Below are 25,497 nucleotides of genomic sequence, written 5' to 3'. Positions count from 1 at the left end.
ATCCGGGGTAGCACAGGTGGAAAGGCTCTTCCGGGTATGTATCCTGGCTTGTGTGTCGGTTGCCGGGGTTAATAACAGCATCGCTCAACATCAAAGGCATTGAGAATTCGCAATTCCCGTTCTCGCCTTTCACCGGTTAACGGTTTGAAATAATCCATGTTTTTGAGGAGATTGCCGAGAGTTTCACGATCAGGAATTGAATGTAACCCATATCCAAGAATCTTGCCAGTTCTAGTATCTAAAAGTTCGGCATCTCTGCCATTTGTGACGACTGCTAGTGGGATTTGGTAGTCAGGAGTAAGAACACGGGCGGCTGCAATGGCGGAACGTTCACGACTGACAAGGGAGCCTGGGCCATAACGAAGGATCATCGACCTTTTACCATCCATTGAGATAGTCACTTCAATGGTGGAAGTGACAAAGCATTTTGAAAAAAGTGTTTCAATACGAAGTCGCGCTTCTAATTGGTTTTTATCATAGCCTTTTTCTTCAACCATCATCATGCACAGTTCTTGACGAATACGCTCGTCGTCTGTGTCGGTCAGTTCTTCGCCGGTGAGGTAATCGGTGAGTGTGCCATAGATAAGATGGTGTGGTTTTGGGATACGCATAGCAAAAGAGGGTTGAAGTTTGTGGAGTTTTCCCACCTTCCTACTAATGAAAATAGTAATCCTCACCACATTTTCAAGATCTGGCCTGTGAGATGCTGAATGTGTAATAAAAGAGCAGTTGCCTTTTAAAGGAAGTGTATTGGTCCAAGAATAATGGAAAGAGTTGGCATTGTAGGTGTCTACATCGGGTCGACATACCCATAAATAGGGGGAATGTAGGGCGCCGTCCACTGACAGAGCGGTAGTGTTCGCCTATCGTGAGATGAAAGAACAAAGCGACGTGACAAGCTGGAATTCATAAATCACATGGGAGGAAGACAATGGAAAAAAATTTAGTTTTAACAAAGCAAAACGTGGTCGGAGAGACAAAAGACGGGAAAATCGTTTCACAGATAAAGGTGTTATGTGGAGCACTACTCATATTACTCATTCTTCCAATATCGGTCATGGCGTCACAGGAGCGATATGTTATTGATTTTAATGATAGCCATATCAGAGGTCACCGGGGAGAAAAAGCCACGATATATCTAAAGAAAAGTCTCAAGGCGCAATATCCGTGGGTGAGGATTTCCGACCTGGAGCTCGAAAAGGTGGTATTGGTGGCAAAATCAAAAATGGGTCGGGGTGGAGCAGGACTAAGGGTTGGACGGTGGACAACAGACATGTATGGTGTTGATGGAAGCCCACGTCATTTCCATGAAAAAGGTAGATATACATTTGACAGGGTAAAGTTCTGGAACCCATCAAAAAACAGCAATGGACCATGGCAGCTGGAGATCAAAGGCAACTTGATTGTTCGAAAGGTTGTGCTGATGGTAAGAGACCATGGTAGAAGGGAATACTACGGCAGGTGGGATAGCCCGGGAAGATAGTGCTTTTGGGGTCCACGTTTGGCTCACTGAGAATTTACGACACAACATGGTAATCATGTCAGGATGAGGGAGTAGTACTCTTGTTCTGACGGATTGCCTTTTTTAATACAATGACATTTTTATGATGAACGGTAGATACAAGGGCTTATTTGTAACAGATCTTGATGGAACCCTACTCACAGATGCAAAGACCTTCAATCAAGATGATCTTGAAGCCCTGCATTCCCTGCAGGCCCAAGGGTACGTCACTGCAATTGCAACAGGCCGATCGAAATATTCGTTCTGCTCCTTGATGAAGGGGGTTGCTGGTAGTAGGGCGAAGAATCAACTTCCAATAGACTATGTGGTTTTTTCAACGGGGGCTGGGCTTATGGAGTACCCAGGGGAAAAAATCCTAGAGTCTATCTCATTACAGGAAGAAGAGGTTGATGCTATCGCAAATTTTCTTGAACCTTTGGGCTGCGATTATATGATCCACAAGCCGGTCCCAGATACACATCACTTTCTCTATCGCCTTCATGGCAAAGAAAATGGGGATTTTAAGCGACGACTCAATATCTATAGTGAATATGCAACCCCTCTTCCACCAGAAGGGCTCATCGGTGGGGTAGAGGCAACAGAGGTGCTCTGTATTGTAGAGAAGGGTGCTGGGGATAAGCTTATGAAGAGAGTGCAGGACCAGTTTCCGATGTGTAGTGTAGTACTGGCAACCTCACCTCTGGATGGGACATCAGAATGGGTTGAAATCTTTGCAAAACCGGTATCTAAAAGCCAGTCAGTTGCTAGGCTTTGTAAGAACTTAGGGCTGTCACAAAAGGATACATGTGCTGTTGGCAACGATTATAATGATCAGGACTTATTGCACTGGGCAGCAAATAGCTACCTTGTTGAGAATGGGCCAAGTTGCATGAAACAACTCTTTCCAGTTGTTTCATCAAATAATGAAGCAGGCGTCACTGAGGCCATTAACCGCTGGTCACAGATACCTGTCCAGTGATAGTAGAATTCCCCAAGTAATAACACATTACTCCAGCATTGACTCAAGTGTTCCTTCCGGGATGCCAGGATCAATACCAGCCGCTCTATCAATTCTTGCAAGAGACGTCAGGTAGCTGAAATAGATGGAGATGAGATCGGCCTGACTTTCGGTAAAACCGAGCTGGGCATCGTTATACTCGATCATATCTCCCAGGCCCGCCTGGTATCTACCTTCAGCCAGTTGAAGGTTCTTTTTAGCCAGTTGTGTTGCAAGGCCCGCTATGTCGATGGATTCATAATTTTCAACGGCACGGAGATGGTTGTCTGTGATATCCTGAATGATTGAAAGCTCAAGTTCACGTCTGGAGGCTCCCAGTTCAAGCATTACTGCCCTTGCCTCTGCGATCTTTCCCTCAGTTTCAAATCCTGAAAATATCTCCCAGGTAAGGGTTGCGGCAACTGTCCACTGATCCGGGAGGCTTGTTAGATCGGTTTCGTAGGTGTCATAGCTACCAGTGGCTGCAAACAGTGGCCAATTTTCACCTTTTGCGGATTTAAGGGCTGCCTCTGCGGCATAAAAGAGCTGATCAACCTGCTGCAGTCCCGGTCGGGAGTCGGGGGCAATGAGCAGAAGTTCCTGAAGGTTGTATTCCAGTGCCGGTGCTGATTGTGTCAGACTATCGATATTTTTCTGATTTTGACTGGCAACTATATAATTACCACCATTTGGCTGAACACCAATGACCTGTTCCAGTTGGACCCTGGTGGATTTAAGATCTGCTCGTGCCTGTAAAAGTTCGAGCCTACTGTTGGCGAGCTCCAGCTCCGCATTGGTTATATCAATCTGGGTACGAACACCAGCTTCATAGAACTTTTTGGCCCTGTATAGATGCTTCTCATAACTCTCCTTTTTCTCAAGAGCAACTTCTATCAGGAATTTTTTCTCAAGTGTACTGTAGTAGGATTCTTTCACGAGGAGTATCACATCATGAATAGCCTGGTCTACGTTTGAACGGGCAGCATCCCGTGAGAGCTTACTTGACTTAATGGCACCTGTGGTTTGACCAAAGTCATATATAAGTTGGGAGGCGCTGATGCCTGCATAGATAACATCATCTTCATCAGGTGATAGGTTCTCAATATGTACCTTACCAAAAGATCCCCCAAGTTCTACCCGTGGGAGGTAACCTGACTTGGCCTGTTGAACACGACCGGTGGTCTGCATGTACTGTTGAACAACAACTTCCAGTTGGGGGTTGTTGTTGAGGGCCAGATCAATAAAGTCCTGTAAATACAACTCTTCTGTGGTAGACGCTTGGGCGATGTTAACGGTTGTCAGCAGACATAAGATAAGCAGTGATCTGAAAAACATCGATAAAACTCCTCAATGGGTGGTGGCGGTTTTTCTTTGAATATAGGGTGATAACGATCATTAGGGGCTTTAATTCTGGTTGACTTTTAATGACCGATAACATTAGTGTTAATTGTATTTTATACTGTTTTCCTACCACAATGACTAAGCAAGGTAAAGGTCTCATTAAAATCAGTTTGAATGTGGGCCTTTTATAATAATTTGTTGCTGTACTTACTGAGAGGGTATCCCATGTCTTTTAGACGTACCATGGCATTACTGGTTGCCGGGTGTTTTATGTTGTGTGGATGTAGTGAGGAAAAAAATGAGCAGGCAGCAGAACGGCCCGCTCCCCCGCCCGTTCCTGTCAATGTAGTGACCGTAGCCAAGGAGAATGTTCCCATATGGATAGAGTACACTGGCAAGACTGAGGCCAGTCAGCGGGTCGAGGTTCGTGCACGGGTTTCGGGTAAACTGGAAGAAATACTTTTTACCGAGGGTGACCAGGTTGAAAAAGGACAGAAACTGTTCGTCATTGAAAAGTCGAGCTACGAAGCTGTTGTTGCCCAGGCAAAGGCAAAAAAAGAGGCCGATGAGGCGTCACTTAATCTTGCCATAGCCGATGTTGAGCGGTACAGGCCCCTGGTGGCAGAAGGGCTTGCACCCCGTGTAACCTTGGAGCAGAATGAGGCGAGGGTAGCCGAACTAAGGGCTGCAATTAAAGCGGATGAGGCAGCTATAGACGACGCACTTTTAAATCTCAGCTATACGGATGTTGTCGCCCCCATTTCGGGAAAAATCAGCAGGAAAAATATCGATGTGGGAAATATTGTAGGCTTTAGTGAAAAGACCCTACTCACCACAGTGATTGCCGATAACCCCATGCACGCCTATTTCAGCCCTAACGAAGAGCAGTATCAACTCGTACAGACCTATAAGTCAAAGGATAAACTTGATGCGAGGGTAACCGTACCAAACAGTTATAAGAAGTTACTCGATCGAGGTGTTTTCAAGGGATTTGTCGATTTTAATGATAATCAGGCGGACCCTATGACCGGTACAATAACCATGCGGGCAACGGTGGAAAACCCTGAAAGTCAACTGTTTGAGGGAACCTTTGTCTATGTGGAACTTTTTGTAACTGATAAGGCAGAGTTCTTAATGCTGATTCCTTCAGTCATTCAGGATGACCAGCGGGGGAGTTATGTGTATGTCGTAGACGAGAATAATAGTGCAAAGAGAGTAGATATCAAACGTGGGATGGAAACCCGTAACTACGCAGTGGTCAGCAAAGGTTTAGAGGGGGGAGAGCGGGTTATCACAAGTGGTCTTGCCAAGATACGTCCTGGCGCTAAGGTTGAACCCACTGATGTAACGGCCACCGAAAGTGTGATGGCGATAATGCAAAAAGATCAGATGATCCCTGAAAAGGAGTAGAATATGTTGTCTGTTTTTTTCATTAAGCGTCCTATTTTTGCAATGGTCATCTCACTGCTCATTGTCATCGCGGGTATTGTTTCTCTTTTTGTGTTACCTGTCCAGGAATATCCGGAGGTTACACCACCAACTGTTGTTGTCTCTGCCACCTATACAGGCGCAAATGCCTACACAGTTGAAGAGACTGTGACACGGCCCCTGGAAGATAAAATCAATGGTGTGCAGGGGATGATATATATGCAATCCTCCAGTACCAGCTCAGGGTCAAGTAAGATTAATGTATACTTTGAGCCAGGCTATGATCTTGATATCGCGGCCGTTGATGTACAAAATAAGGTCTCTACCGCCACACCTCAACTGCCCACGGAGGTAAATCAGCAGGGTGTGGTCGTGGATAAGCAATCCCCGAGCATCGTCTGTTTTGTCGCTCTTACCGGAGAAGGGGAGGGGTTTACTGACAGTTTTTTGAGTAACTATGTCAATATCAATATCCTTGATGAATTGCGTCGGGTACCCGGTGTTGGTAAGGCGGAAAACATGGGAGAGAAAAAGTACTCCATGCGGATCTGGCTTGACCCGGATCGTATCCAGGCCTTAGGCCTTACTCCTGCGGCAATTATTAGCGCGATACAGTCTCAAAATAGTCAGGCCGCCCTTGGTAAAATTGGTGCGCCGCCGACCTTTCATGATCAGCCAAACGAGTTTGTTCTCACCACGGAGAGTCGATTAAAAGATGTGGATGAGTTTGAAAATATTGTCGTTAAATTCAAAGATGACGGTACTCTGGTCTATTTAAGAGATGTCGCCACGGTTGAGTTGGGCGCAGAAAACTATAGCTGGAATGCTATACTCAATAAAAAGCCGGCTGCCATGGTGGCCATTTACCAGCTTCCCGGCTCCAATGCCCTTGACATCAAGAAGAAAATAGTTGAGAGAATGGAAAATCTGAAGTCCAGATTTCCAGAGGGTGTCAGTTACCAGGTACCCTATGACACCACCCTGTTTGTTGAAGTCGCGATCAAAAACGTGGTGCAGAACCTCGTTATAGCAGTGGCACTTGTTATCCTTATTGTCTTTGTTTTTCTGGGATCATGGCGACCTACCATTATTGCCTCTGTGGCTATTCCTGTCTCCCTGGTTGGTACCTTTGGTGCGCTTCTGGCTGCGGACTTTTCAATTAACTTTCTCACCCTGTTCGGACTCATTCTTGCCATCGGGATCGTGGTGGATGATGTGATTCTCGTCGTTGAAAATGTAGAACGAATTATGAATGAGAAGCCGGATCTCACCATCCCTCAGGTGGTGAAAGAGGCCATGCTTCAACTGATCGGTCCTATCATTGCAACCACCCTTGTGCTGGTGGCTGTGTTTGTTCCGGTCTCCATGATGCCGGGCCTGACAGGTGCCATCTATAGACAGTTTGCCCTCACGATATGTTTTGCAGTACTTATCTCATCTCTTAACGCTATGACTCTCTCTCCAGCGCTCAGTGCGATAGTAATCAGGCGATTACCCGACGGGCAGGGCAAATTCATATTTTTTAGAATTTTTGATTCTATTTTTGATAAAATATCGAAGGTGTATCTTGCGATAGTTTCCCTTCTTATCAAGATGCGCTGGCTTGTTGTTGTGGCCTTTGTAGGCTTGTTGTACGGCACCTATTATATCTTTGCCGTTACCCCGACAGGCTTTGTGCCCGAGGAGGATAAGGGTGGGTTCATGGTCATGTTTAACCTCAAGCCGGGCACTGCCATCGGAAAAACGACGGATATCAGACAGCAGCTGGAAGAGATACTCCTTGCTATCCCGGGAATTGAAGATCTCGTTATTATTGATGGCTATAACATGTTGGCCGGAACCCTCGATTCAAGCGCTGGGGCTGGTTTTGTCACGCTTTCACCCTGGGAGGAGCGACAGACGCCCGATCTTTCCATCGATGCGATTATTCAGAGTGTTAATATTAAGGCCTCTGTGATTTATGATGCCAATGTGGCCGCTTTTAATATGCCGGGTATTCCAGGACTTGGTACAGTAGGTGGTTTTGACTTCAGGTTACAGGACTATTTGTCAGGAGACCTTAACACCTTTGTTGACCATTCAAATAATCTCATAGCAGCAGCAAACGCTGATCCTCGAATTGGTAGAGCCTATACTACGTATTCTCCCAATTACCCGATGGTTCGGCTTGATATAGACAGGAAAAAATCTGCAGCTCTTGGTGTAAATGTGTCCGACATTTTCACAACCATTCAGGGCTATATGGGCTCTATTTATGTGAATGACTTCACAAAGTATGGCAAGGTTTTTCGGGTGTTTATCCAGGCCGATAAGGAGTTTCGAAGTGAGGTGGGGGATATCGGCAAGGTCTTTGTACAGAACTACCGTGGTGATATGGTGCCTCTCAGTTCTCTGATGCAGATGCAAAAAATCATAGGCCCAGCTGACCTACCCCATTACAATATGTACCGTTCCATAACCATTAATGGTACTGCGGCACCCGGTTACAGCTCTGGCCAGGCAATGAATGCCATGGCAGAACTGGCGGAAGAGGTGCTTCCTGCCGATAAGAGTTATGGGTTTGAGTGGTCGGGTATGTCGTATCAGGAAAAACTCGCAGGCAATACCAAAATCTTTGTCTTTACCTTTGCAATTATCGTGGTCTATCTTGTTCTTGCAGCCCAGTATGAGAGCTGGGTTCTACCGATGATGATTCTCCTGCCTGTACCCCTTGTTATGCTTGGGGCTCTTGTGGCACAGAATATGGCGGGTCTTGATAACAATCTCTTTGCTCAGATTGGGCTTGTTCTCCTTATTGGACTCTCATCGAAAAATGCTATTTTAATTGTGGAGGTGGCAAAGGAGAAACGGGAGGAAGGGCTCTCCATTATTGACTCTGCCATGGGGGCAGCCTCTTTACGCTTTAGAGCAATTATGATGACAATTCTATCTTTTGTATTTGGTGTTATACCGCTGGCCTTTGCCACTGGAGCCGGGGCCATGACCATGCGCTCCATTGGTGTTATTGTGCTAGGCGGGATGGTTGCTGCCACCTTTATCAGTACCATGCTTGTCCCTGTGGTCTATGTGTTACTTGAGTCCATGCGGGAGATATTTGTGGATGTTGAAGAGGAAGTTGAGAATAGAAAGATGATTTAGCTAATTTCATGAGGAAGGAAGATATGAAGCAAATTTCCGGGGGAAAAATCTATGTATCAGCCGTTGTACTTGGGATTATTATGGTCTTGTCCGGGAGCGCATATGGGGCGGCAACAGGGCCTGTAGCAGTAGCGCCTGCGAAGACGGAGCAGGTGGTGGAAGTAGCGCCCGCAACTTCAGCCGTTCGCTTTACACTGGGAGTTGGAGCGGGATATTTAACGGGTGAATCCACAGAGTTTGTATATGTACCAGAATTAAATAATCATAAACTTAGCGAGTTAACCTGGGAAATCGATAATCTCTTTATGGTTGGTGTGAACGGTGTTCTGGAGATAGGAACCTGGGTGAGCTTTAATTTTGATGGTTGGTTTAAGGCAACCGATGGTGACGGGACCATGGATGACAACGATTGGCTGGTCCCAGGCTATGACTGGACACACTGGTCTCACCATGAGGACACCGATGTAACCGACGGTTCCATAATTGATGTGAGTGCTAACTTCGCTTTTTTCAGGTCCCAGAATGCTGTTCTGACAGGTATCGTTGGCTATAAAAGAGACAATTTTGGTTGGGAAGCAAGGGGTGGGGATTATGTCTATTCCAGCAGTGGATTTCGTGATTCCAGTGGCTCTTTCCCTGATGGTGAGCTTGGGGTCAGTTATGAACAGACCCTCGACTCTTTCTATGGTGGTTTAGGCTTTTCCGCTGGTTTTTCCAATAGATTTTCCCTCGCTGGCCGTATAATCTATTCTCCTTTTGTCCAAGGCGAGGCGACAGACTACCACCATATGCGAAATATAGTATTTTATGATGACTTTGAAGATGGTGATCTCATTGCTTTTGACCTTAGCGGAACATTTGACATTACGGAAAGTTTGGGTCTTGAAGTCGGTTTCCAATATCAGAAGTATGATACAATGCAGGGTGATGCAGAAGTGCATTCCAATGGTGTTGTGGGCTACTATAATGATGGTGCCGGTATGGATCAGCAGTCTATGATGGTATCTACCTCGCTGCTCTATACTTTCTAAGCTTTAAGTCCTGATGGGGGAACACCACTGTTCCCCCTTGCTCTTCTGAAATCTGTTGTATTCAATCTACTCTTCTTTCTGTTTTTCACGTCTATTGCAATGGCTAACGGTGCTGCGGAGAAACTCCCTATGGAAAAGATTCAGCTTGAGCCATTCACAGGTTCAACAAGCTGCTCGGGGAAGTTTTTCAGTTAACACTTTTTGTTCAGTAAAAATGAAGCCCTCATTGAACACAGCAGTTTTATACCTATTGTACGGATTTTCCCAAATGGCATGAAGGAGCTTACGTCTGCTTTTCCTCAGGTGGTTTTATAATTATTGTTCCTTCACCGTCCACTGCATAGATAGGTACGAATTGAAAATGACCCGGGCGTACAACCTCGTTGGTAATGGAGCGCAATATTAATTGTTCTCCTTTTATGTTTTCAACGAGGAGAACGGCATGGGACTCAGCCTTACCTCTTTCTGTCAGGTAACCAACAAGGAGGTGCATTCGGCTGTGCGGCCACTTCAGTCGAATCAAACTTGCGGCTTTGAGTAATGCAATATCCTCACAGTCTCCACCTTCTTCCAAAGTCGTTTCCGGGTCTGCCCAGAAATCTTTTTTATGGAAATGGGTATAGTCATCACGGTAGACAACATCACTGTTAATAATTCTGTTTAAATGCTGGAGTTCTTCAAATTCGTTTTTAAACTTAATGTGTTGCATCTGTGTCCGCCAGCGTGCAATTGTCTTGTGATCTGAATTTTCGAGATTCTTGGCATGGCTCTTGGCTCGATGGATCCAATCTTTTAACCGAGCATCAATTTTTTTACTGTGGATACGAGTTTCTTCATAATTCTCGCTCAGATCAGCTTGTAGCTCAGGAACTTGATAGAGTGATATCATCACTACACAAAGCACTGCACACACCATTGCGTATATTATTTTCATTTCAGCACTCATCTTTTTCTATCTCAAACCTCCCTATATAGGCTTCGATACTTTGCTCTATTTTTTTATTCATATAGTGTTCAAAATATTTGGAAGGGTACAAAATGTGTTGAAGACGTAATTTCCCTTAGATAGAATATGTGTCGGATATTTTTCAATGCACCTCTTCTCTGATTATATGAATCAGGTTTGCTTGATTAGTTATATTTTGATTTAAGAAGGGGGCGCAGAACATAATCAATGATTTTCCTTCGTGTAACAACCACATCGACCTCCGCCTGCATACCCGGGATAATGTGCAATTTATCTATTTTGTCACCGACATAGTTATGCGGTATGTTTATATTAACAACAAAAAATGTTCTACCCTTATCGTCAGTTATTGAGTCAGCAGACACCCTTTCTACTGTACCTTCAAGTCCTCCATAAACAGCAAAATCATAAGCGCTGAGTTTCACTTTTGCCTTTTGGTTGTGACGGATAAAGCCAATATCCTTAGGTGGAATTTTTGTTTCAATCAGCAGTTTATCGTCAAGTGGTACGATCTCCATCATGGTCATACCCGGTCGAATTGTACCGCCAATAGTATCAACATAGTTTTTTTTCACAGTTCCGTGCACTGGTGATTTTATTATTGTCCTGTCAACCCGGTCCTCTAAAGATTTCTGTACAGCTAGAAGTGCCTTAGACTTGCTCATCATTTCGTCCATCTCTTCCCTGGCTTTTTGTCTAAAATCACTCACAGCCTGATCGAGACGCTCCTGTGCTTCAAGAATAATGGTTTTTGTTTCCGGTATGGCAAGCATGGCGTTGTCCATCTCAGATTTTGCTTCGGCAACACTCTGTCGGGAACGAAGAATTTCCATTTCGGAGACGGCACCACTTTTAAGCAAAGGTCTGAGTTTGGCCAATTCTTCCTGAGCCAAGCTTAATTTATTTTTGGCATTGGCCAGCTTCTGCTTGAGCTGCTCAAGTATCGCCTGTTTTTCTTTTTTCGTCAGCTGTAATACGTCAATCTGGTTTTGCAGGTTATCGCCTCTGCTTTTTGCAAGATTGCTTTGCTGTTGAACCAGCTCCGGGTATCGGGTAACAAGCTCTTCTGAGAAAAACAACTCTTTGCCAAGTGCTTCTGCATTTAACCGCTCAATAGCGGCTTGAGCGCGAATTGCTTCAAGGGCGTTTTTATGATACTCACCGCTGAACTGAACATCATCCAGTATCAAAAGTGGGGTATCTTTTTCTACAACTTGTCCTTCTGAGACAAGCACTTCTTTTAGAATCCCACCTTCAAGATTTTGAATCTTCTGTACCCTTGAGGAAGGGACCACTTTTCCCTGTCCTTTGATGACTTCATCAATTTCTGCATACCAGGACCAGGCAAGAGCGGAGATTGCTAGAAGCGCAATAACATACAATATTAGCCTTCCGCCTCTAGGACTCTGTAATAGAATTGCAGCTTGCACATCACTGACATACGCCCCGTCCTTATCCATCGTCGCAGTATTTCCTGTATTGGTTTGAGCAGAGTTAGTATCAGACATGATTATGTTGCCCCTCCGAAACACTGTTATCCTGTAATTTGCCAATAACACTTTGTTTGTCGCCTTGAGTGACGATTTGGCCGTGATCCATAACAATAAGTTTATCAACAAGTTTAAGCAGAGACGTTTTATGAGTTACCAGAACCAGCGTTTTACCTTCAACTATAGTTTGCAGCCTCCCGATAAACAACTGCTCTGAGCTACTGTCCATTGAGCTTGTTGGCTCATCAAGGAGCAGGATCGGTGGATTCAATAAAAGAGCCCGGGCCAGAAGCACACATTGGCGCTGCCCTCCAGACAGTGCCCGACCTTGCTCGCCCACGTTCATATCAAGTCCATCCGGTTGATGTCGTATAAAATCAATGACACCCGCGAGTTCAGCTGCTCTATTTAGTATCCGATCGTCTACATGGGGGACTCCCATGACTATATTCTCTCTGATAGTACCGTAAAACAGTATCTGATCCTGAGTAACAAGGCCAATATGCCTTCTCAGTACTGCAGGATTTAATTGGTTTATATCAATACCATCTACTTCAATACTGCCTTTTATAGGCTTATATAGGCCCATTAGCAGTCTGGCGATTGTTGATTTTCCTGAGCCAATCCTACCTATAATACCAACATGATCGCCCGTTTTAATGTTGAAACTGACACCGGCAAGAGCCAAATACTGCGTATCGGGGTAATTGAAATCTACCTGGTTAAAACTAATTTCCCCCTCAAATACGGGATGATGGATAAATTTTTTCTCAGGTGGTTGCTCCTGCTCAAGCTCCATAACCGTCTTAAGGGAGGAATATGCCGCGCGTGCGGAATTATAGCGGGTCGCGATATTGGCCAGTCGAATAAATGGGGAGATGGCTCTGCTGTTCAACATCATGGCAGCAATCAACGATCCCATGTTTAGAGTGCCATCTTTAATCAGGTAAACACCGAAAATCAGGAGAATGATAGTTGATAGCTGGTTGGTATATGTACCCACGGACCCTGCAGTTGAGGAGAGCAGCCGACTTTTCATATTACACTGAGCAATGTAGCTCACCGCTTCTTCCCACTTGCGTTGCAGCTGTCCTTCTGCACCAGTAGCCTTTACGGATTCAAGACCCTGAAGACTTTCAATTAATAGACCATTCTTCTGGGAACTGGCACGTGAAGACTTCACAATTGCGGCTTTCATAATTGGTTGAAAAATCATGCCGGAGACAACAATCACCGCAATAGCAGCTACCGGGACCCAGACCAAAGGACCGGCCATTAAGCCAATAACTGCTAAAAACAGTAAGGCAAAGGGGAGGTCTACGACGGCGCCAAGGCTTGCAGAGGTGACAAAATCACGGACAACTTCAAATTCCTGAATATTTTTGGCAAAGGTGCCAACTGACGCTGGTCTTCCTTCAAAACGCATCCCAAGGGCCTGACCAAAAAGCTTTGCAGAAAGAATCAAGTCTGATTTTTTACCTGCCAGGTCAAGAAAATAGGTCCTTATAATCCGCAGGGTAATATCAAAACTAAAAGCAATGAATGCCCCTAAAGCCAACCACCACATTGTCTCAATGGCATTATTGGGGACCACTCGGTTATACACATTGCGAACAAAAAAAGGACTGATCAAAACAAAAAGATTGATGAAAATTGTTGCAAGAAAAACATCTCTGTAGATCCGCCAGGAAAGCAAGATAGTACCCCAGAACCAATGCTCCGACTCAAGAGAAAGTGTATTTTCAGCACGCCCTTCAAATTGAAATTCCGGTTTGGAGAAAATCACATGTCCTTCATACTCTTCTTCAAGTTGATCAAGACTGACTGATATATACCCATCGCTGTCTTTTTCTCCTTCAAAACCTATTCCTTCGCTTGCCTCCGGAATAATGATTTCTGCACTGTTGTTGCGGTGATCAATTGCATGTAATATACAGCAGCGGCGGTTCGGAAGCAGGAGGATGCAGGGACACGTCAGGTTACTCAACTGGGAGAGTTTTCGTTTTGCCACCCTCGATGCAAAGCCGGCTTTCTGAGAGGCGCGTACATACAGTGCCAGTGTTAATCGATTGTCTTCAAGTGGAAGGCCTGCTGTAAGAGACTCGGCAGCCATTGGCCGGCCGTGCAGTTTTGTGATAATAACCAACGAGGTCAAGAGCGGGTCAAAAAAGGTGTTTGCGCTCTCAGGATACACCCAACCACTCTTTTTATCCCTGTCCTCATGCTGTTTCTGATCTTGTTTTTCTTCCTTGCTCATATAGTATTCCATCGTTGATGGTTTAACGTGCTTTGTGATTAAACCGTATCATCAGGGGTTTCCACCAGATTCGAATCCAGTGCACCGCTGTCTGGTGTCGCATTATCTTCAGAAGAAGAATGTTTACTGGAAGGGTCCACTGTGTCAGTGCTATCCTGATTGCCGTCGGGATTCTCCGACACTGGCACCAGAGGTTTCTCTGGCTGGGATGAAAGTAAGGTATCTATGCTACCTTTTTCATCATGCAGGATATCATCACGGCTTATCCCTTTTTTCGTATCGGTGCTGTCTGCTTTATCCTCTTTATCACCCAATGACTCTCTATCAGTTGTTTCAGATTGTTCATTGCCCGTTTCAGTATGTGTGGTTACCTGCGCCTGACTCTCTTCATGGGTTGCATAGGTTGAAGATTGAGGAGAAGATGTGTCGGGTCCACTTGCGGAAGAAGTACCGCTATTGAGCGAATCGAAGTTCAGCGCTGTTTCTTCAGAGAGCAACCCGGAAAGATCGGGGAGAGTGGATTGTGCCTCCGTTGTACCATCGCTCTCAACTCCCTCTGTTTCTGATTCAGGCTGGAAAATTGATGCAGACTGGTCCTGCGAACCGTGGCTAATCGTCTGTTGGTCATTATCCAGAGATATTGAGACCTCATCAATTTCACTCCCTCCTTGTGGTGTTTGTTGCACAGGTTCCTGCGTATGTGCAGCACCTTCCAGATCAGACTTGTGATCCATCAGAGCATCGTATCTGTCCTGCGCCTGGCTTGAGTCTTTACCCTCTGTCTCAAGGTTATGAATCTCTTCACTGGCTGCAATCAGTTGGGCATCAAGCTCATCAACTGTCATGTCTGGATCGGTAAGGGCTTCGTCGTGAGAGGTCATGGTATTTAGGGACGCGCCCACCGGGACAATACGAGCCACCCAGTGACCACTTGCCCCGTGGACATGCCGCGCATTGGTTTCAACCTGGATGTCGACCTGCATCTGGTGGGAAAGCCCCTGGCTGTCTGTTACTGCAACCAGAAAAGAGTCGATGACCTGGCCTGCCGGCGGCATCTTTCCGGATTTTTGCACCTGACCGCCAGCGCCATCCGGAGCATAGGTAAAGGAGCCGCTGTTTGCATCAATGGAAAATGAACCGAGTTGCCCATGGGAGGATGTCGTTTGTCCGCCAGTCGGTGTTACAACGGACCAGCGCTGACTGTCTCCTTTATCAGTATCTGTTGCCCCAAGGGATCCGACTAGATTATGACCACTTTTGTGAGAGGTGAATTGGCTGGTATCGATTACCGGAGCATGATTGACCTGTTGGTGCACATCGATTGTGGCAGCCCCTTGGGCTGTGGCCTTGCCATCGGTTGCGGTAAATGAGACAGGTACGTTATCGCCACTGAATCCGGGCGCCGGGGTGAATGTGAACGAACCGTCCGGATTGCTACTCACTGTACCAGCTGAAGGATCCACCGAAACGGAACTGACAGTCACCTTATCTCCGTCTATATCGGTTACGTGGGCAGTGAGCTCGGCCTGGGTAAAGGTTATACTCTGGTCCTGATCGGTTGCACCAAGGTCCGTGGTGCCGCTCACTGTGGGAGCATCGTTGGTACCGGTAATGGTAATCACGATATCATGCGCCGTCCCATCAGCGGAATGCACGGTATGGGTGACCTGGACTTGCTGCCCTTCACTAAGGTGCTGGACTTTACTGTTAGAAACCTCATATCGCCAATTACCGTGCTCGGAAATCCGCAAGCTTCCACCAAAACGATCATTAGACGAACTTGAACCTCTGGGACCAAAGTTACTTTGTCCCGCGTCGGCGTCGCTAACAGCAAGATGACCGTAGGTAAGAAGGGCTGGATCTTGTACACCCCTGGTAGGATTCTTGTCCTCAATGATTCCGCCCGTATCGTCGCCGCTGAAAGTTGCCGCGTCACCAACGGCGGCCAGGTTCATGGTCGCAGTAGCGGGCGTTGAACCACCATGACCATCCTGAACCTGATAGCTAAAGCTCACCTGCCCGTTGTAATCCTTGTCCGGGGTAAAACTGAAAGTACCATCTTTATTATCGGTGATCGTGCCATGATCGGCTCTGAGGTTTTGAACGGAAAGTGTGTCAGTGGTGTCGACATCGGTGGCGTGCTGCAGTAGATCGCTTGCGTGTAGCGTGACGCCTGTGTCCTCGGAACCGGCAGCAAGGGTGGTTGCTCCGGTAACGGTCGGCGCATCGTTGGTGCCTGTAACCGTAATTTCATGATTCTGCGTTGATGTTGCTCCTGCACTGTCAGTTACCGTTACCGGTATTCGAATCACCTCGGTCTGGCCCGCGGCCAGATGCTGATAAGCCTGGTCGGTGGGGTCAAAGGTATAGCTGCCATCGGATTTCATGCTGAAACCGCCAACCTGTGCTGAACTGGTAAATGACTGCGTATCACCAGTATCCGAATCAGTCGCCACCATCTGGCCGGAAAGCTGGCTTCCGTCCTCAGTGACGCTCTGGCTTTGGGCCTGTAAAACAGGTACATCGTTGGTGCCCTGGATTGTTACCTGGATGTCATGGGTGGCAGATCCATCAATTGATTGCACCGTAAAGGTTTTTACTATGGTATCGCGTGCACCGAGCTGTTGCACAGCCTGCAGGTTATTGTCAATCCAAAAGGACCATGAACCGCTTTCACTGATTTGAAAATGACCACCTTCGGAAGTGGTGATCCTTTGCGGTTTAAACCCGGCCTCGCCATGATCAGGGTCTATAGCACTCAGTATGCCTCCTGCTTGGAGATCATGACCACTGCCTCCAGGCGATGTATAGTCTTCATAAACCGTCTGATTGGCTGGTTGCGTCGGGTTCACTTCGATTCTTGCCGCATCGTCTTCACCGGTAATCCGGATGATCACTTCTTTTGTCTGGTGGTCGGCAGTTTGTACATTGTATTTATATTCCAGTGTCTCACCCGATTTGAGACCATCGACGACATCCCGGATCTGCCGTTTTCCTGCCATCTCCACGTTGAACTCATAACTGCCGTCAGGCCAAATGGTAAAATGACCAGGTGCCTGACCTTGACCGGCATAGCTGCCGCTGAATACGAATTCCCGAGGAGCGCCGTCATCCGGATCATTGAGTTGCAGATGTCCTCTGATCGGATCATTTCCGACGATGCCAGATTCGTAAGCCACTGTTTCAGTCATTTGAATGACATTAGAGACCAGGGTCGCCTTGTCGTCCTGACCTTCGACAGTAAGTGTGGCTGTCTGCTGTGTTTGACCACCATGCCCGTCTTCCACCATGTAGCTGACTTTGATCTCCTCCTGTTGCCCTGCAGCCAGATGCTGGTAGGCCTGCCCCGTGGTATCGATGTGCAAAGTGTGACCATCACCATCCATTGTTACTCCAGGAGGGAGGCCGGCGGTGGCAGCACCATTGACCATGAACTGCACTCCTGAGATAGCCAATGAGTCGCCCTCCGCATCTGTCGCACCACTGAGTAAATCGACTGAGTGCGATGCCACATCTTCATCCACTGCGTCGGTGAGGGGGGCGACCACCGGGGCGTCGTTGGTTCCGGAGACGGTGATTTCAAGATTCTGGGTGGACGTTGCGCCCTGGGAGTCGGTGACGGTGACAGGAATGGTGACCTTTTCAGTCTGCCCGGCTGCCAGGTGCTGGTAGGCCTGGTCGGTAGGATCGAAGGTATAACTACCATCCGATTTCATATTGAATCCGGCAACCTGCGCGGTTGCATTAAAGCTCTGCGTATCACCGGTATCAACATCAGTGGCCACCATCTGCCCTTGTAGCAGAGTGCTGTCCTCGGTCACGCTCTGGCTCTGGGCCTGCAGTACCGGCGCATCGTTGGTACCGGTGACGGTAACATTGATATCGTGAGTTGTGCCATCAGCGGAACGTACACGGTAGGTAACGACTTCAGTCTGTCCTTCGCCTAAACGCTGTAGCACAGGGTTGTTATTGTCTATTTCGTATGCCCAGCTGCCCACTCTGTCTATTTGTAAATGACCGTTAAACGGATCATGCACAGCGTGCTCACCGAATTGACTGAATTGAAAGTGGTCCTGTCCCGCGTCCGGATCATGCACATCCAGAAAACCTGACACTAAAAGCCGGGGTGTACCTGTACTTGTGTGAACGTGAACATCTTCTTTTAACGAACCACTGTCATCTCCACTGAAAGTGGCCGCATCTCCGACGCCTGCCAGGTTCATGGTGGCACTGGTCTGTACGGTGCCGCCATGACCGTCCGTCACTTCGTAGCTCAGACTCACCGGCCCGTTGTAATCCTTGTCCGGGGTAAAGGTGAAACTGCCATCGGGGTTTGATGTGATTTTGCCGTGATCGGCGTGAAGGTTGGCAACCGACAGGGTGTCGGTCGTATCCACATCGGTGGCGTGGCTGAGCAGGTCGGCGGCCTGAAGGGTCACTGATGTATCCTCGGTTCCTGGCGCCAATGTTGTCGCACCGCTGACCATCGGCGCGTCGTTGGTTCCGGAGACGGTGATTTCAAGGTTCTGTGTGGACGTTGCCCCTGCACTGTCTGTGACGGTGACCGGGATGGTCACTTTCTCTGTTTGCCCAGCCGCCAGATGCTGGTAGGCCTGGTCGGTGGGGTCAAAGGAATAGCTGCCGTCTTTATTCAGTGTGAAACCTGCCGGAGGGTTAGCAGCAGAAAACGACTGCGTATCACCGGTGTCCACATCAGTGGCCACCATCTGGCCGGATAACAGACTGCCGTCCTCGGTCACACTCTGGCTCTGGGCCTGCAGTACCGGCGCATCGTTGGTACCGTGGATGGTGATTTGGATCTGGTGACTGGTACCATCCTTGGTATGTACAGTCACAGTATCAACCAGCGTCTCACCCGCCTTTAGCGCCTGCACCTTCGGATTGTTGTTATCCCCTGTGTATATCCAACTGCCGTCCGGACTAATCGCGAGCGACGCATTACCCCCGAGGCTGGTCGGATACGTCACCCGTACGGGGTCCCCGACAAAAACGGCCTCCCCACTGTCAGGATCGGTTACTGTCAATTGGCCATGAGTTCGCAACATACCCCCATAGCTGATCCGATCTTCAGTGACATCTCCGGTATCTGTGCCGGTGATAACTGCCGCATCTCCGACGCCTGCCAGGTTCATGGTGGCACTGGTCTGTACGGTGCCGCCATGACCGTCCGTCACTTCGTAGCTCAGACTCACCGGCCCGTTGTAATCCTTGTCCGGGGTAAAGGTGAAACTGCCATCGGGGTTTGATGTGATTTTGCCGTGATCGGCGTGAAGGTTGGCAACCGACAGGGTGTCGGTCGTATCCACATCGGTGGCGTGGCTGAGCAGGTCGGCGGCCTGAAGGGTCACTGATGTATCCTCGGTTCCTGGCGCCAATGTTGTCGCACCGCTGACCATCGGCGCGTCGTTGGTTCCGGAGACGGTGATTTCAAGGTTCTGTGTGGACGTTGCCCCTGCACTGTCTGTGACTGTTACCGGGATGGTCACTTTCTCGGTCTGTCCAGCCGCCAGATGCTGGTAGGCCTGGTCGGTGGGGTCAAAGGAGTAGCTGCCGTCTTTATTCAGTGTGAAACCTGCCGGAGGGTTAGCAGCAGAAAACGACTGCGTATCGCCGCTGTCCACATCAGTGGCCACCATCTGGCCAGATAACAGACTGCCGTCCTCGGTCACGCTCTGGCTCTGGGCCTGCAGCATCGGGGCGTCGTTGGTGCCGTGGATGGTGATTTGGATCTCATGGGTCGTACCATCGGCAGAGCGAACGGTTGCTCGGTCAACCGCGCTTTCCCCCGCTTTCAACTGCTGCACAGCGGGCTTGTTGTTATCAATGATATAACTCCAATTTCCGTCAGGAGCGATCACTACCGAACCGCCCATACTCGTCGGGTATGCTGGCTGGTAATGGGCATTGCCGATGAAACGTGCCTCCCCGGCATCTGGGTCGGTGATCGAAAGCTTACCGAATGTTTCGAGCCATTGCATACCGTGTATCTGATCCTCAACAACTTGACCGGTATCAGTACCTGCAATCGTCGCTGCATCACCGGTAGGTGCCAGGGTTATCGAGGCGCTGGTCGCCGCTGTCCCACCGTGACCATCTGCCACTTCGTAGCTCAGACTCACCGGCCCGTTATAATCCTTGTCCGGAGTAAAGGTGAAGCTGCCGTCCGGGTTGGTTGTGATGGTTCCATGATCGGCTTTGAGGTTCTGAACGGTAAGCGTATCTGTGGTGTCGACATCGGTAGCGTGACTGAGCAGGTCGGCGGCATGCAGGGTGACAGCAGTATCTTCGGTTCCCGATGCGAGCGTCGTTGCCCCACTCACCACCGGCGCGTCATTGGTGCCGGTAACGGTGATTTCAAGGTTCTGTGTGGACGTTGCCCCTGCACTGTCTGTCACGGTTACCGGGATGGTCACTTTCTCAGTCTGCCCGGCTGCCAGATGTTGGTAGGCCTGGTCGGTGGGGTCAAAGGAGTAGCTGCCGTCTTTATTCAGTGTGAAACCTGCCGGAGGGTTAGCAGCAGAAAACGACTGCGTATCGCCGCTGTCCACATCAGTGGCCACCATCTGGCCGGATAACAGACTGCCGTCCTCGGTCACGCTCTGGCTCTGGGCCTGCAGTACCGGCGAGTCGTTAGTGCCGGTGACGGTAACATTGATATCGTGAGTTGTGCCATCAGCGGAACGTACACGGTAGGTAACGACTTCAGTCTGTCCTTCGCCTAAACGCTGTAGCACAGGGTTGTTATTGTCTATTTCGTATGCCCAGCTGCCCACTCTGTCTATTTGTAAATGACCGTTAAACGGATCATGCACAGCGTGCTCACCGAATTGACTGAATTGAAAGTGGTCCTGTCCCGCGTCCGGATCATGCACATCCAGAAAACCTGACACTAAAAGCCGGGGTGTACCTGTACTTGTGTGAACGTGAACATCTTCTTTTAACGAACCACTGTCATCTCCACTGAAAGTGGCCGCATCCCCAACACCTGCCAGGTTCATGGTGGCACTGGTCTGCACGGTACCGCCATGACCGTCCGTCACTTCGTAGCTCAGACTCACCGGCCCGTTATAATCCTTGTCCGGAGTAAAGGTGAAGCTGCCATCGGGGTTTGATGTGATGGTTCCGTGATCGGCTTTGAGGTTCTGAACGCTAAGTGTGTCTGTAGTGTCGACATCGGTAGCGTGACTGAGCAGGTCCGCGGCGTGCAGGGTGACAGCAGTATCTTCGGTTCCCGATGCGAGCGTCGTTGCACCGCTTACCACCGGCGCGTCATTGGTGCCGGTAACTGTGATGACAAGATTCTGTGGCGTGCTCTGCCCGCCCTGGTTATCGGTTGCAACCACGGGTATCGTGATTGTTTCCTTTTCTCCTGCAGCAAGATGCTGAAAGGAAGCATCTTTAGGATCAAGACTATAGCTGCCATCCGGATTCAAGGTGAAACCGGGTTGGGTAACACTCGTTGAGTAGGTAGCTGTATCACCATGGTCCACGTCGGTGGAACTAATCTGACCGGTAACTGGTGTGCCATCCTCTGCCACTGTCTTGGCTGCGATGGATTGAACAACGGGATTATCATTGGTTCCCGTAACTGTGATGACAAGATTCTGTGGCGTACTCTGCCCGCCCTGGTTATCGGTTGCAACCACGGGAATTGTAATGGTTTCATGTTCGCCTGCAGCAAGATGCTGAAAGGAAGCATCTGTAGGATCAAGACTATAGCTGCCATCCGGATTCAAGGTGAAACCGGGGTGGGTAACACTCGTTGAGTAGGTAGCTGTATCACCATGATCTACATCAGTTGAACTAATCTGACCAGTAACCGGAGCACCATCTTCTGCCACTGTCTTGGCTGCAATTGACTGCACCACGGGATTATCATTGGTTCCCGTAACTGTGATGACAAGATTCTGTGGCGTACTCTGCCCGCCCTGGTTATCGGTTGCAACCACGGGTATTGTGATTGTTTCCTTTTCTCCTGCCGCCAGATGTTGAAACGATGGGTCTTTAGGGTCAAGAGAATAGCTGCCATCCGGATTCAAGGTGAAACCGGGGTGCATCACACTTGTTGAATAGCTTACAGTATCTCCATGGTCCACGTCGGTGGACCTAATCTGACCGGTAACTGGTGTGCCATCTTCTGCCACTGTCTTGGCTGCAATTGACTGCACCACGGGATTATCATTGGTTCCCGTAACTGTGATGACAAGATTCTGTGGCGTGCTCTGCCCGCCCTGGTTATCGGTTGCAACCACGGGTATCGTGATTGTTTCCTTTTCTCCTGCAGCAAGATGCTGAAAGGAAGCATCTGTAGGATCAAGAGAATAGCTGCCATCCGGATTCAAGGTGAAACCGGGGTGGGTAACACTCGTTGAGTAGGTAGCTGTATCCCCATGGTCCACGTCGGTGGAACTAATCTGTCCGGTAACTGGTGTGCCATCTTCTGCCACTGTCTTGGCTGCGATGGATTGAACAACGGGATTATCATTGGTTCCCGCAACTGTGATGACAAGATTCTGTGGCGTACTCTGCCCGCCCTGGTTATCGGTTGCAACCACGGGTATTGTGATTGTTTCCTTTTCTCCTGCAGCAAGATGTTGAAAGGAAGCATCTGTAGGATCAAGAGAATAGCTGCCATCCGGATTCAAGGTGAAACCGGGGTGGGTAACACTCGTTGAGTAGGTAGCTGTATCACCATGATCAACATCGGTTGAACTGATCTGTCCGGTAACTGGTGTGCCATCTTCTGCCACTGTCTTGGCTGCAATTGACTGCACCACGGGATTATCATTGGTTCCTGTAACTGTGATGACAAGATTCTGTGGCGTACTCTGCCCGCCCTGGTTATCGGTTGCAACCACGGGAATTGTAATGGTTTCCTTTTCTCCTACGGCAAGATGCTGAAAGGAAGCATCTTTAGGGTCAAGAGAATAGCTGCCATCCGGATTCAAGGTGAAACCGGGGTGGGTAACACTCGTTGAGTAGGTAGCTGTATCACCATGATCAACATCGGTTGAACTGATCTGACCGGTTACTGGAGCTCCATCTTCTGTGGCTGTCTTGGCTGCAATTGACTGCACCACGGGATTATCATTGGTTCCCGTTACTGTGATGACAATATTCTGCGGTGTACTCTGCCCGCCCTGGTTATCAGTTGCAACCACGGGTATTGTGATTGTTTCCTTTTCTCCAGCCGCAAGATGCTGAAAGGAAGCATCTTTAGGGTCAAGAGAATAGCTGCCATCCTGATTCAAGGTGAAACCGGGGTGGGTAACACTCGTTGAGTAGGTAGCTGTATCACCATGATCAACATCGGTTGAACTGATCTGTCCGGTAACTGGTGTGCCATCTTCTGCCACTGTCTTGGCTGCGATGGACTGAACAACGGGATTATCATTGGTTCCCGTAACTGTGATGACAAGATTCTGTGGCGTGCTCTGCCCGCCCTGGTTATCGGTTGCAACCACGGGTATTGTGATTGTTTCCTTTTCTCCTGCAGCAAGATGTTGAAAGGAAGCATCTGTAGGATCAAGAGAATAGCTGCCATCCGGATTCAAGGTGAAACCGGGGTGGGTAACACTCGTTGAGTAGGTAGCTGTATCACCATGGTCCACGTCGGTGGAACTCATCTGACCAGTAACCGGAGCACCATCTTCTGCCACTGTCTTGGCTGCAATAGACTGCACCACGGGATTATCATTGGTTCCCGTTACTGTGATGACAAGATTCTGCGGCGTACTCTGCCCGCCCTGTTTATCAGTTGCAACCACGGGTATTGTGATTGTTTCCTTTTCTCCAGCCGCCAGATGCTGAAAGGAAGCATCTTTAGGATCAAGAGAATAGCTGCCATCCGGATTCAAGGTGAAACCGGGGTGGGTAACACTCGTTGAGTAGGTAGCTGTATCCCCATGGTCCACGTCGGTGGAACTAATCTGACCGGTAACTGGTGTGCCATCTTCTGCCACTGTCTTGGCTGCGATGGATTGAACAACGGGATTATCATTGGTTCCCGTAACTGTGATGACAAGATTCTGTGGCGTACTCTGCCCGCCCTGGTTGTCGGTTGCAACCACGGGTATTGTGATTGTTTCCTTTTCTCCAGCCGCCAGATGCTGAAAGGAAGCATCTTTAGGATCAAGAGAATAGCTGCCATCCGGATTCAAGGTGAAACCGGGGTGGGTAACACTCGTTGAGTAGGTAGCTGTATCACCATGATCAACATCGATTGAACTGATCTGACCGGTAACTGCTGTGCCATCTTCATCTACTGACATAGAGGCGATGGAGTTTATTACAGGATTATCATTAGTCCCTTTAATGGTTAATACAACCTGATGCCTGGTTCCATCAGCACTATGTACAATAAATGTATTGGTAAGTGTTTCCCCTGCAGCGAGAGTCTGAATAGTGGGCGAGGCATTGTTGAGTGCAAAAGACCAATGCCCATTGGTGTTCATTGAAAAGGTTCCCGTAGCCCCGATTTGTGTTTCACTATTGAAATGATCTTCACCTGGGTTGGGGTCAGTTACAGTCAGAATTCCTTCGGTTTTTATGTGGGAATCTTCAGTTAGAGAACCAGAATCAATACCACCAAAAACAGCGGCATGGGGTGGGATAATGGTTGGTGCCGAGCCAGAAGCTGCCCGACTCATCGTTATAGAAGCCTGAGTAAGAGCATTGTTGCCATGTTGAGATCCGGGATTCAATAATAAATCGGATGGAAAAGTGAATTTGTCATGAATATAATCAGAAGCTCGGGAAAAGGACGATAACGTGTCCTCCTGGGAAACCTGAAGTACCATGATCTCAGACGAGAGGACTCCCAGGGCCCCAAGATTGCCTGAGCTAAACATCTGGCTGGATATCCCTGTTGACCCCACGCCTGACTCTGGTGTCACTTCCTGTCCTGTCAGTACCATCACAAAGGGTAACTCAACACTATGTGATGGTTCAGCATCGTGTTCCTGGGGCTTGTTTTCTGCCTCCTCCTCGGAGACCTTCTCATCAGCTATCTCAGGCTGCTGCATTACCTGCCCGTCAGAATCAGGGGATATATCTTCAGGTGTGCTGACGATGACCTGATCACGACTCATCACTGTTAACGTAGTCCCATCCTGGATTGTAAGAGACATCGAGCCACTTTCAATGATAACAATATCGCCAGGGTGTAGGGTTTTACCACTCTCCAGAACAGAAGGCCGGCCCTGTTCATCAAGAATGAAGACTGTACCTGTTGTTGCCTGTACACGACATTGGTCGGTAATTTTTACTGAGTTACTGCTATTTAAACGTGCTGATTGGGGAGATTCCATGAGGTACCTTTTGAGAT

Annotated in this window: 11 protein-coding genes; 5 read left to right on the top strand and 6 right to left on the bottom strand. The window is 48.4% G+C overall.

All coding sequences use genetic code 11. From position 1 onward, the window contains the following. Positions 1–68: 68 nt before the first annotated feature. On the bottom strand, positions 69–647 hold the full coding sequence (locus ACX6CI_RS18775) for a type I restriction enzyme HsdR N-terminal domain-containing protein (RefSeq protein ID WP_458775194.1): 579 nt from the start codon (positions 645–647) through the stop codon (positions 69–71). Positions 648–931: 284 nt separating this feature from the next. Here ACX6CI_RS18775 and ACX6CI_RS18770 point away from each other — a divergent pair, with 284 nt between their 5' ends. After that, positions 932–1,483, top strand: a complete 552-nt coding sequence (locus ACX6CI_RS18770) for a hypothetical protein (protein ID WP_458775193.1) — start codon at positions 932–934, stop codon at positions 1,481–1,483. A gap of 121 nt (positions 1,484–1,604) precedes the next feature. Beyond that, complete coding sequence (locus ACX6CI_RS18765; RefSeq protein WP_458775192.1) at positions 1,605–2,480, top strand: HAD hydrolase family protein; 876 nt, start codon at positions 1,605–1,607, stop codon at positions 2,478–2,480. A gap of 27 nt (positions 2,481–2,507) precedes the next feature. Here the strand turns inward: ACX6CI_RS18765 and ACX6CI_RS18760 are convergent, their stop codons facing one another. After that, a complete protein-coding gene (locus ACX6CI_RS18760) occupies positions 2,508–3,833 on the bottom strand; it encodes a TolC family protein (protein WP_458775191.1) in 1,326 nt (441 codons plus the stop codon). Positions 3,834–4,064: 231 nt separating this feature from the next. Here ACX6CI_RS18760 and ACX6CI_RS18755 point away from each other — a divergent pair, with 231 nt between their 5' ends. Genes ACX6CI_RS18755 through ACX6CI_RS18745 form a run of 3 tightly spaced genes read left to right on the top strand, consistent with a single transcriptional unit; the run spans position 4,065 to position 9,436 of the window. Next, positions 4,065–5,249 carry an efflux RND transporter periplasmic adaptor subunit gene (locus ACX6CI_RS18755; protein WP_458775190.1) on the top strand — a complete coding sequence of 395 codons (1,185 nt, stop codon included), beginning with the start codon at positions 4,065–4,067 and terminating at the stop codon, positions 5,247–5,249. Between the two features lie 3 nt (positions 5,250–5,252). Next, on the top strand, positions 5,253–8,405 hold the full coding sequence (locus ACX6CI_RS18750; protein ID WP_458775189.1) for an efflux RND transporter permease subunit: 3,153 nt from the start codon (positions 5,253–5,255) through the stop codon (positions 8,403–8,405). A 23-nt stretch (positions 8,406–8,428) separates the two neighbouring features. Beyond that, positions 8,429–9,436 carry an omptin family outer membrane protease gene (locus ACX6CI_RS18745; protein WP_458775188.1) on the top strand — a complete coding sequence of 336 codons (1,008 nt, stop codon included), beginning with the start codon at positions 8,429–8,431 and terminating at the stop codon, positions 9,434–9,436. A gap of 283 nt (positions 9,437–9,719) precedes the next feature. Here ACX6CI_RS18745 and ACX6CI_RS18740 read toward each other — a convergent pair whose 3' ends face one another. The 4 genes from ACX6CI_RS18740 to ACX6CI_RS18725 form a co-directional block, all read right to left on the bottom strand. Beyond that, entirely contained in the window at positions 9,720–10,370 is a 651-nt protein-coding gene (locus ACX6CI_RS18740; protein ID WP_458775187.1) for a transglutaminase-like cysteine peptidase, read from the bottom strand. Between the two features lie 197 nt (positions 10,371–10,567). Continuing rightward, positions 10,568–11,911 carry an HlyD family type I secretion periplasmic adaptor subunit gene (locus ACX6CI_RS18735; RefSeq protein WP_458775186.1) on the bottom strand — a complete coding sequence of 448 codons (1,344 nt, stop codon included), beginning with the start codon at positions 11,909–11,911 and terminating at the stop codon, positions 10,568–10,570. Continuing rightward, entirely contained in the window at positions 11,904–14,150 is a 2,247-nt protein-coding gene (locus ACX6CI_RS18730) for a type I secretion system permease/ATPase (protein ID WP_458775185.1), read from the bottom strand. The genes ACX6CI_RS18735 and ACX6CI_RS18730 overlap by 8 nt, the downstream gene beginning before the upstream one ends. Positions 14,151–14,188: 38 nt before the next feature. After that, the gene (locus ACX6CI_RS18725) at positions 14,189–25,480 is read right to left on the bottom strand and encodes a VCBS domain-containing protein (protein WP_458775184.1); all 11,292 of its coding nucleotides are present in this window, start codon (positions 25,478–25,480) and stop codon (positions 14,189–14,191) included. Between the last annotated feature and the right edge of the window lie 17 nt (positions 25,481–25,497).

This window comes from Desulforhopalus glucosivorans, assembly GCF_054397165.1.
The sequence above is the reverse complement of the archived record's forward strand: the minus strand, read 5'-3'. Positions and strand labels throughout refer to the sequence as shown.

Excerpts from the sequence above, each read along its gene's own strand:
- ACX6CI_RS18770 (WP_458775193.1), top strand. The coding sequence starts at position 932 with ATGGAAAAAAATTTAGTTTTAACAAAGCAAAACGTGGTCGGAGAGACA.
- ACX6CI_RS18765 (WP_458775192.1), top strand. The coding sequence starts at position 1,605 with ATGATGAACGGTAGATACAAGGGCTTATTTGTAACAGATCTTGATGGA.
- ACX6CI_RS18760 (WP_458775191.1), bottom strand. The coding sequence starts at position 3,833 with ATGTTTTTCAGATCACTGCTTATCTTATGTCTGCTGACAACCGTTAAC.
- ACX6CI_RS18755 (WP_458775190.1), top strand. The coding sequence starts at position 4,065 with ATGTCTTTTAGACGTACCATGGCATTACTGGTTGCCGGGTGTTTTATG.
- ACX6CI_RS18750 (WP_458775189.1), top strand. The coding sequence starts at position 5,253 with ATGTTGTCTGTTTTTTTCATTAAGCGTCCTATTTTTGCAATGGTCATC.
- ACX6CI_RS18745 (WP_458775188.1), top strand. The coding sequence starts at position 8,429 with ATGAAGCAAATTTCCGGGGGAAAAATCTATGTATCAGCCGTTGTACTT.
- ACX6CI_RS18740 (WP_458775187.1), bottom strand. The coding sequence starts at position 10,370 with ATGAAAATAATATACGCAATGGTGTGTGCAGTGCTTTGTGTAGTGATG.
- ACX6CI_RS18735 (WP_458775186.1), bottom strand. The coding sequence starts at position 11,911 with ATGTCTGATACTAACTCTGCTCAAACCAATACAGGAAATACTGCGACG.
- ACX6CI_RS18730 (WP_458775185.1), bottom strand. The coding sequence starts at position 14,150 with ATGAGCAAGGAAGAAAAACAAGATCAGAAACAGCATGAGGACAGGGAT.
- ACX6CI_RS18725 (WP_458775184.1), bottom strand. The coding sequence starts at position 25,480 with ATGGAATCTCCCCAATCAGCACGTTTAAATAGCAGTAACTCAGTAAAA.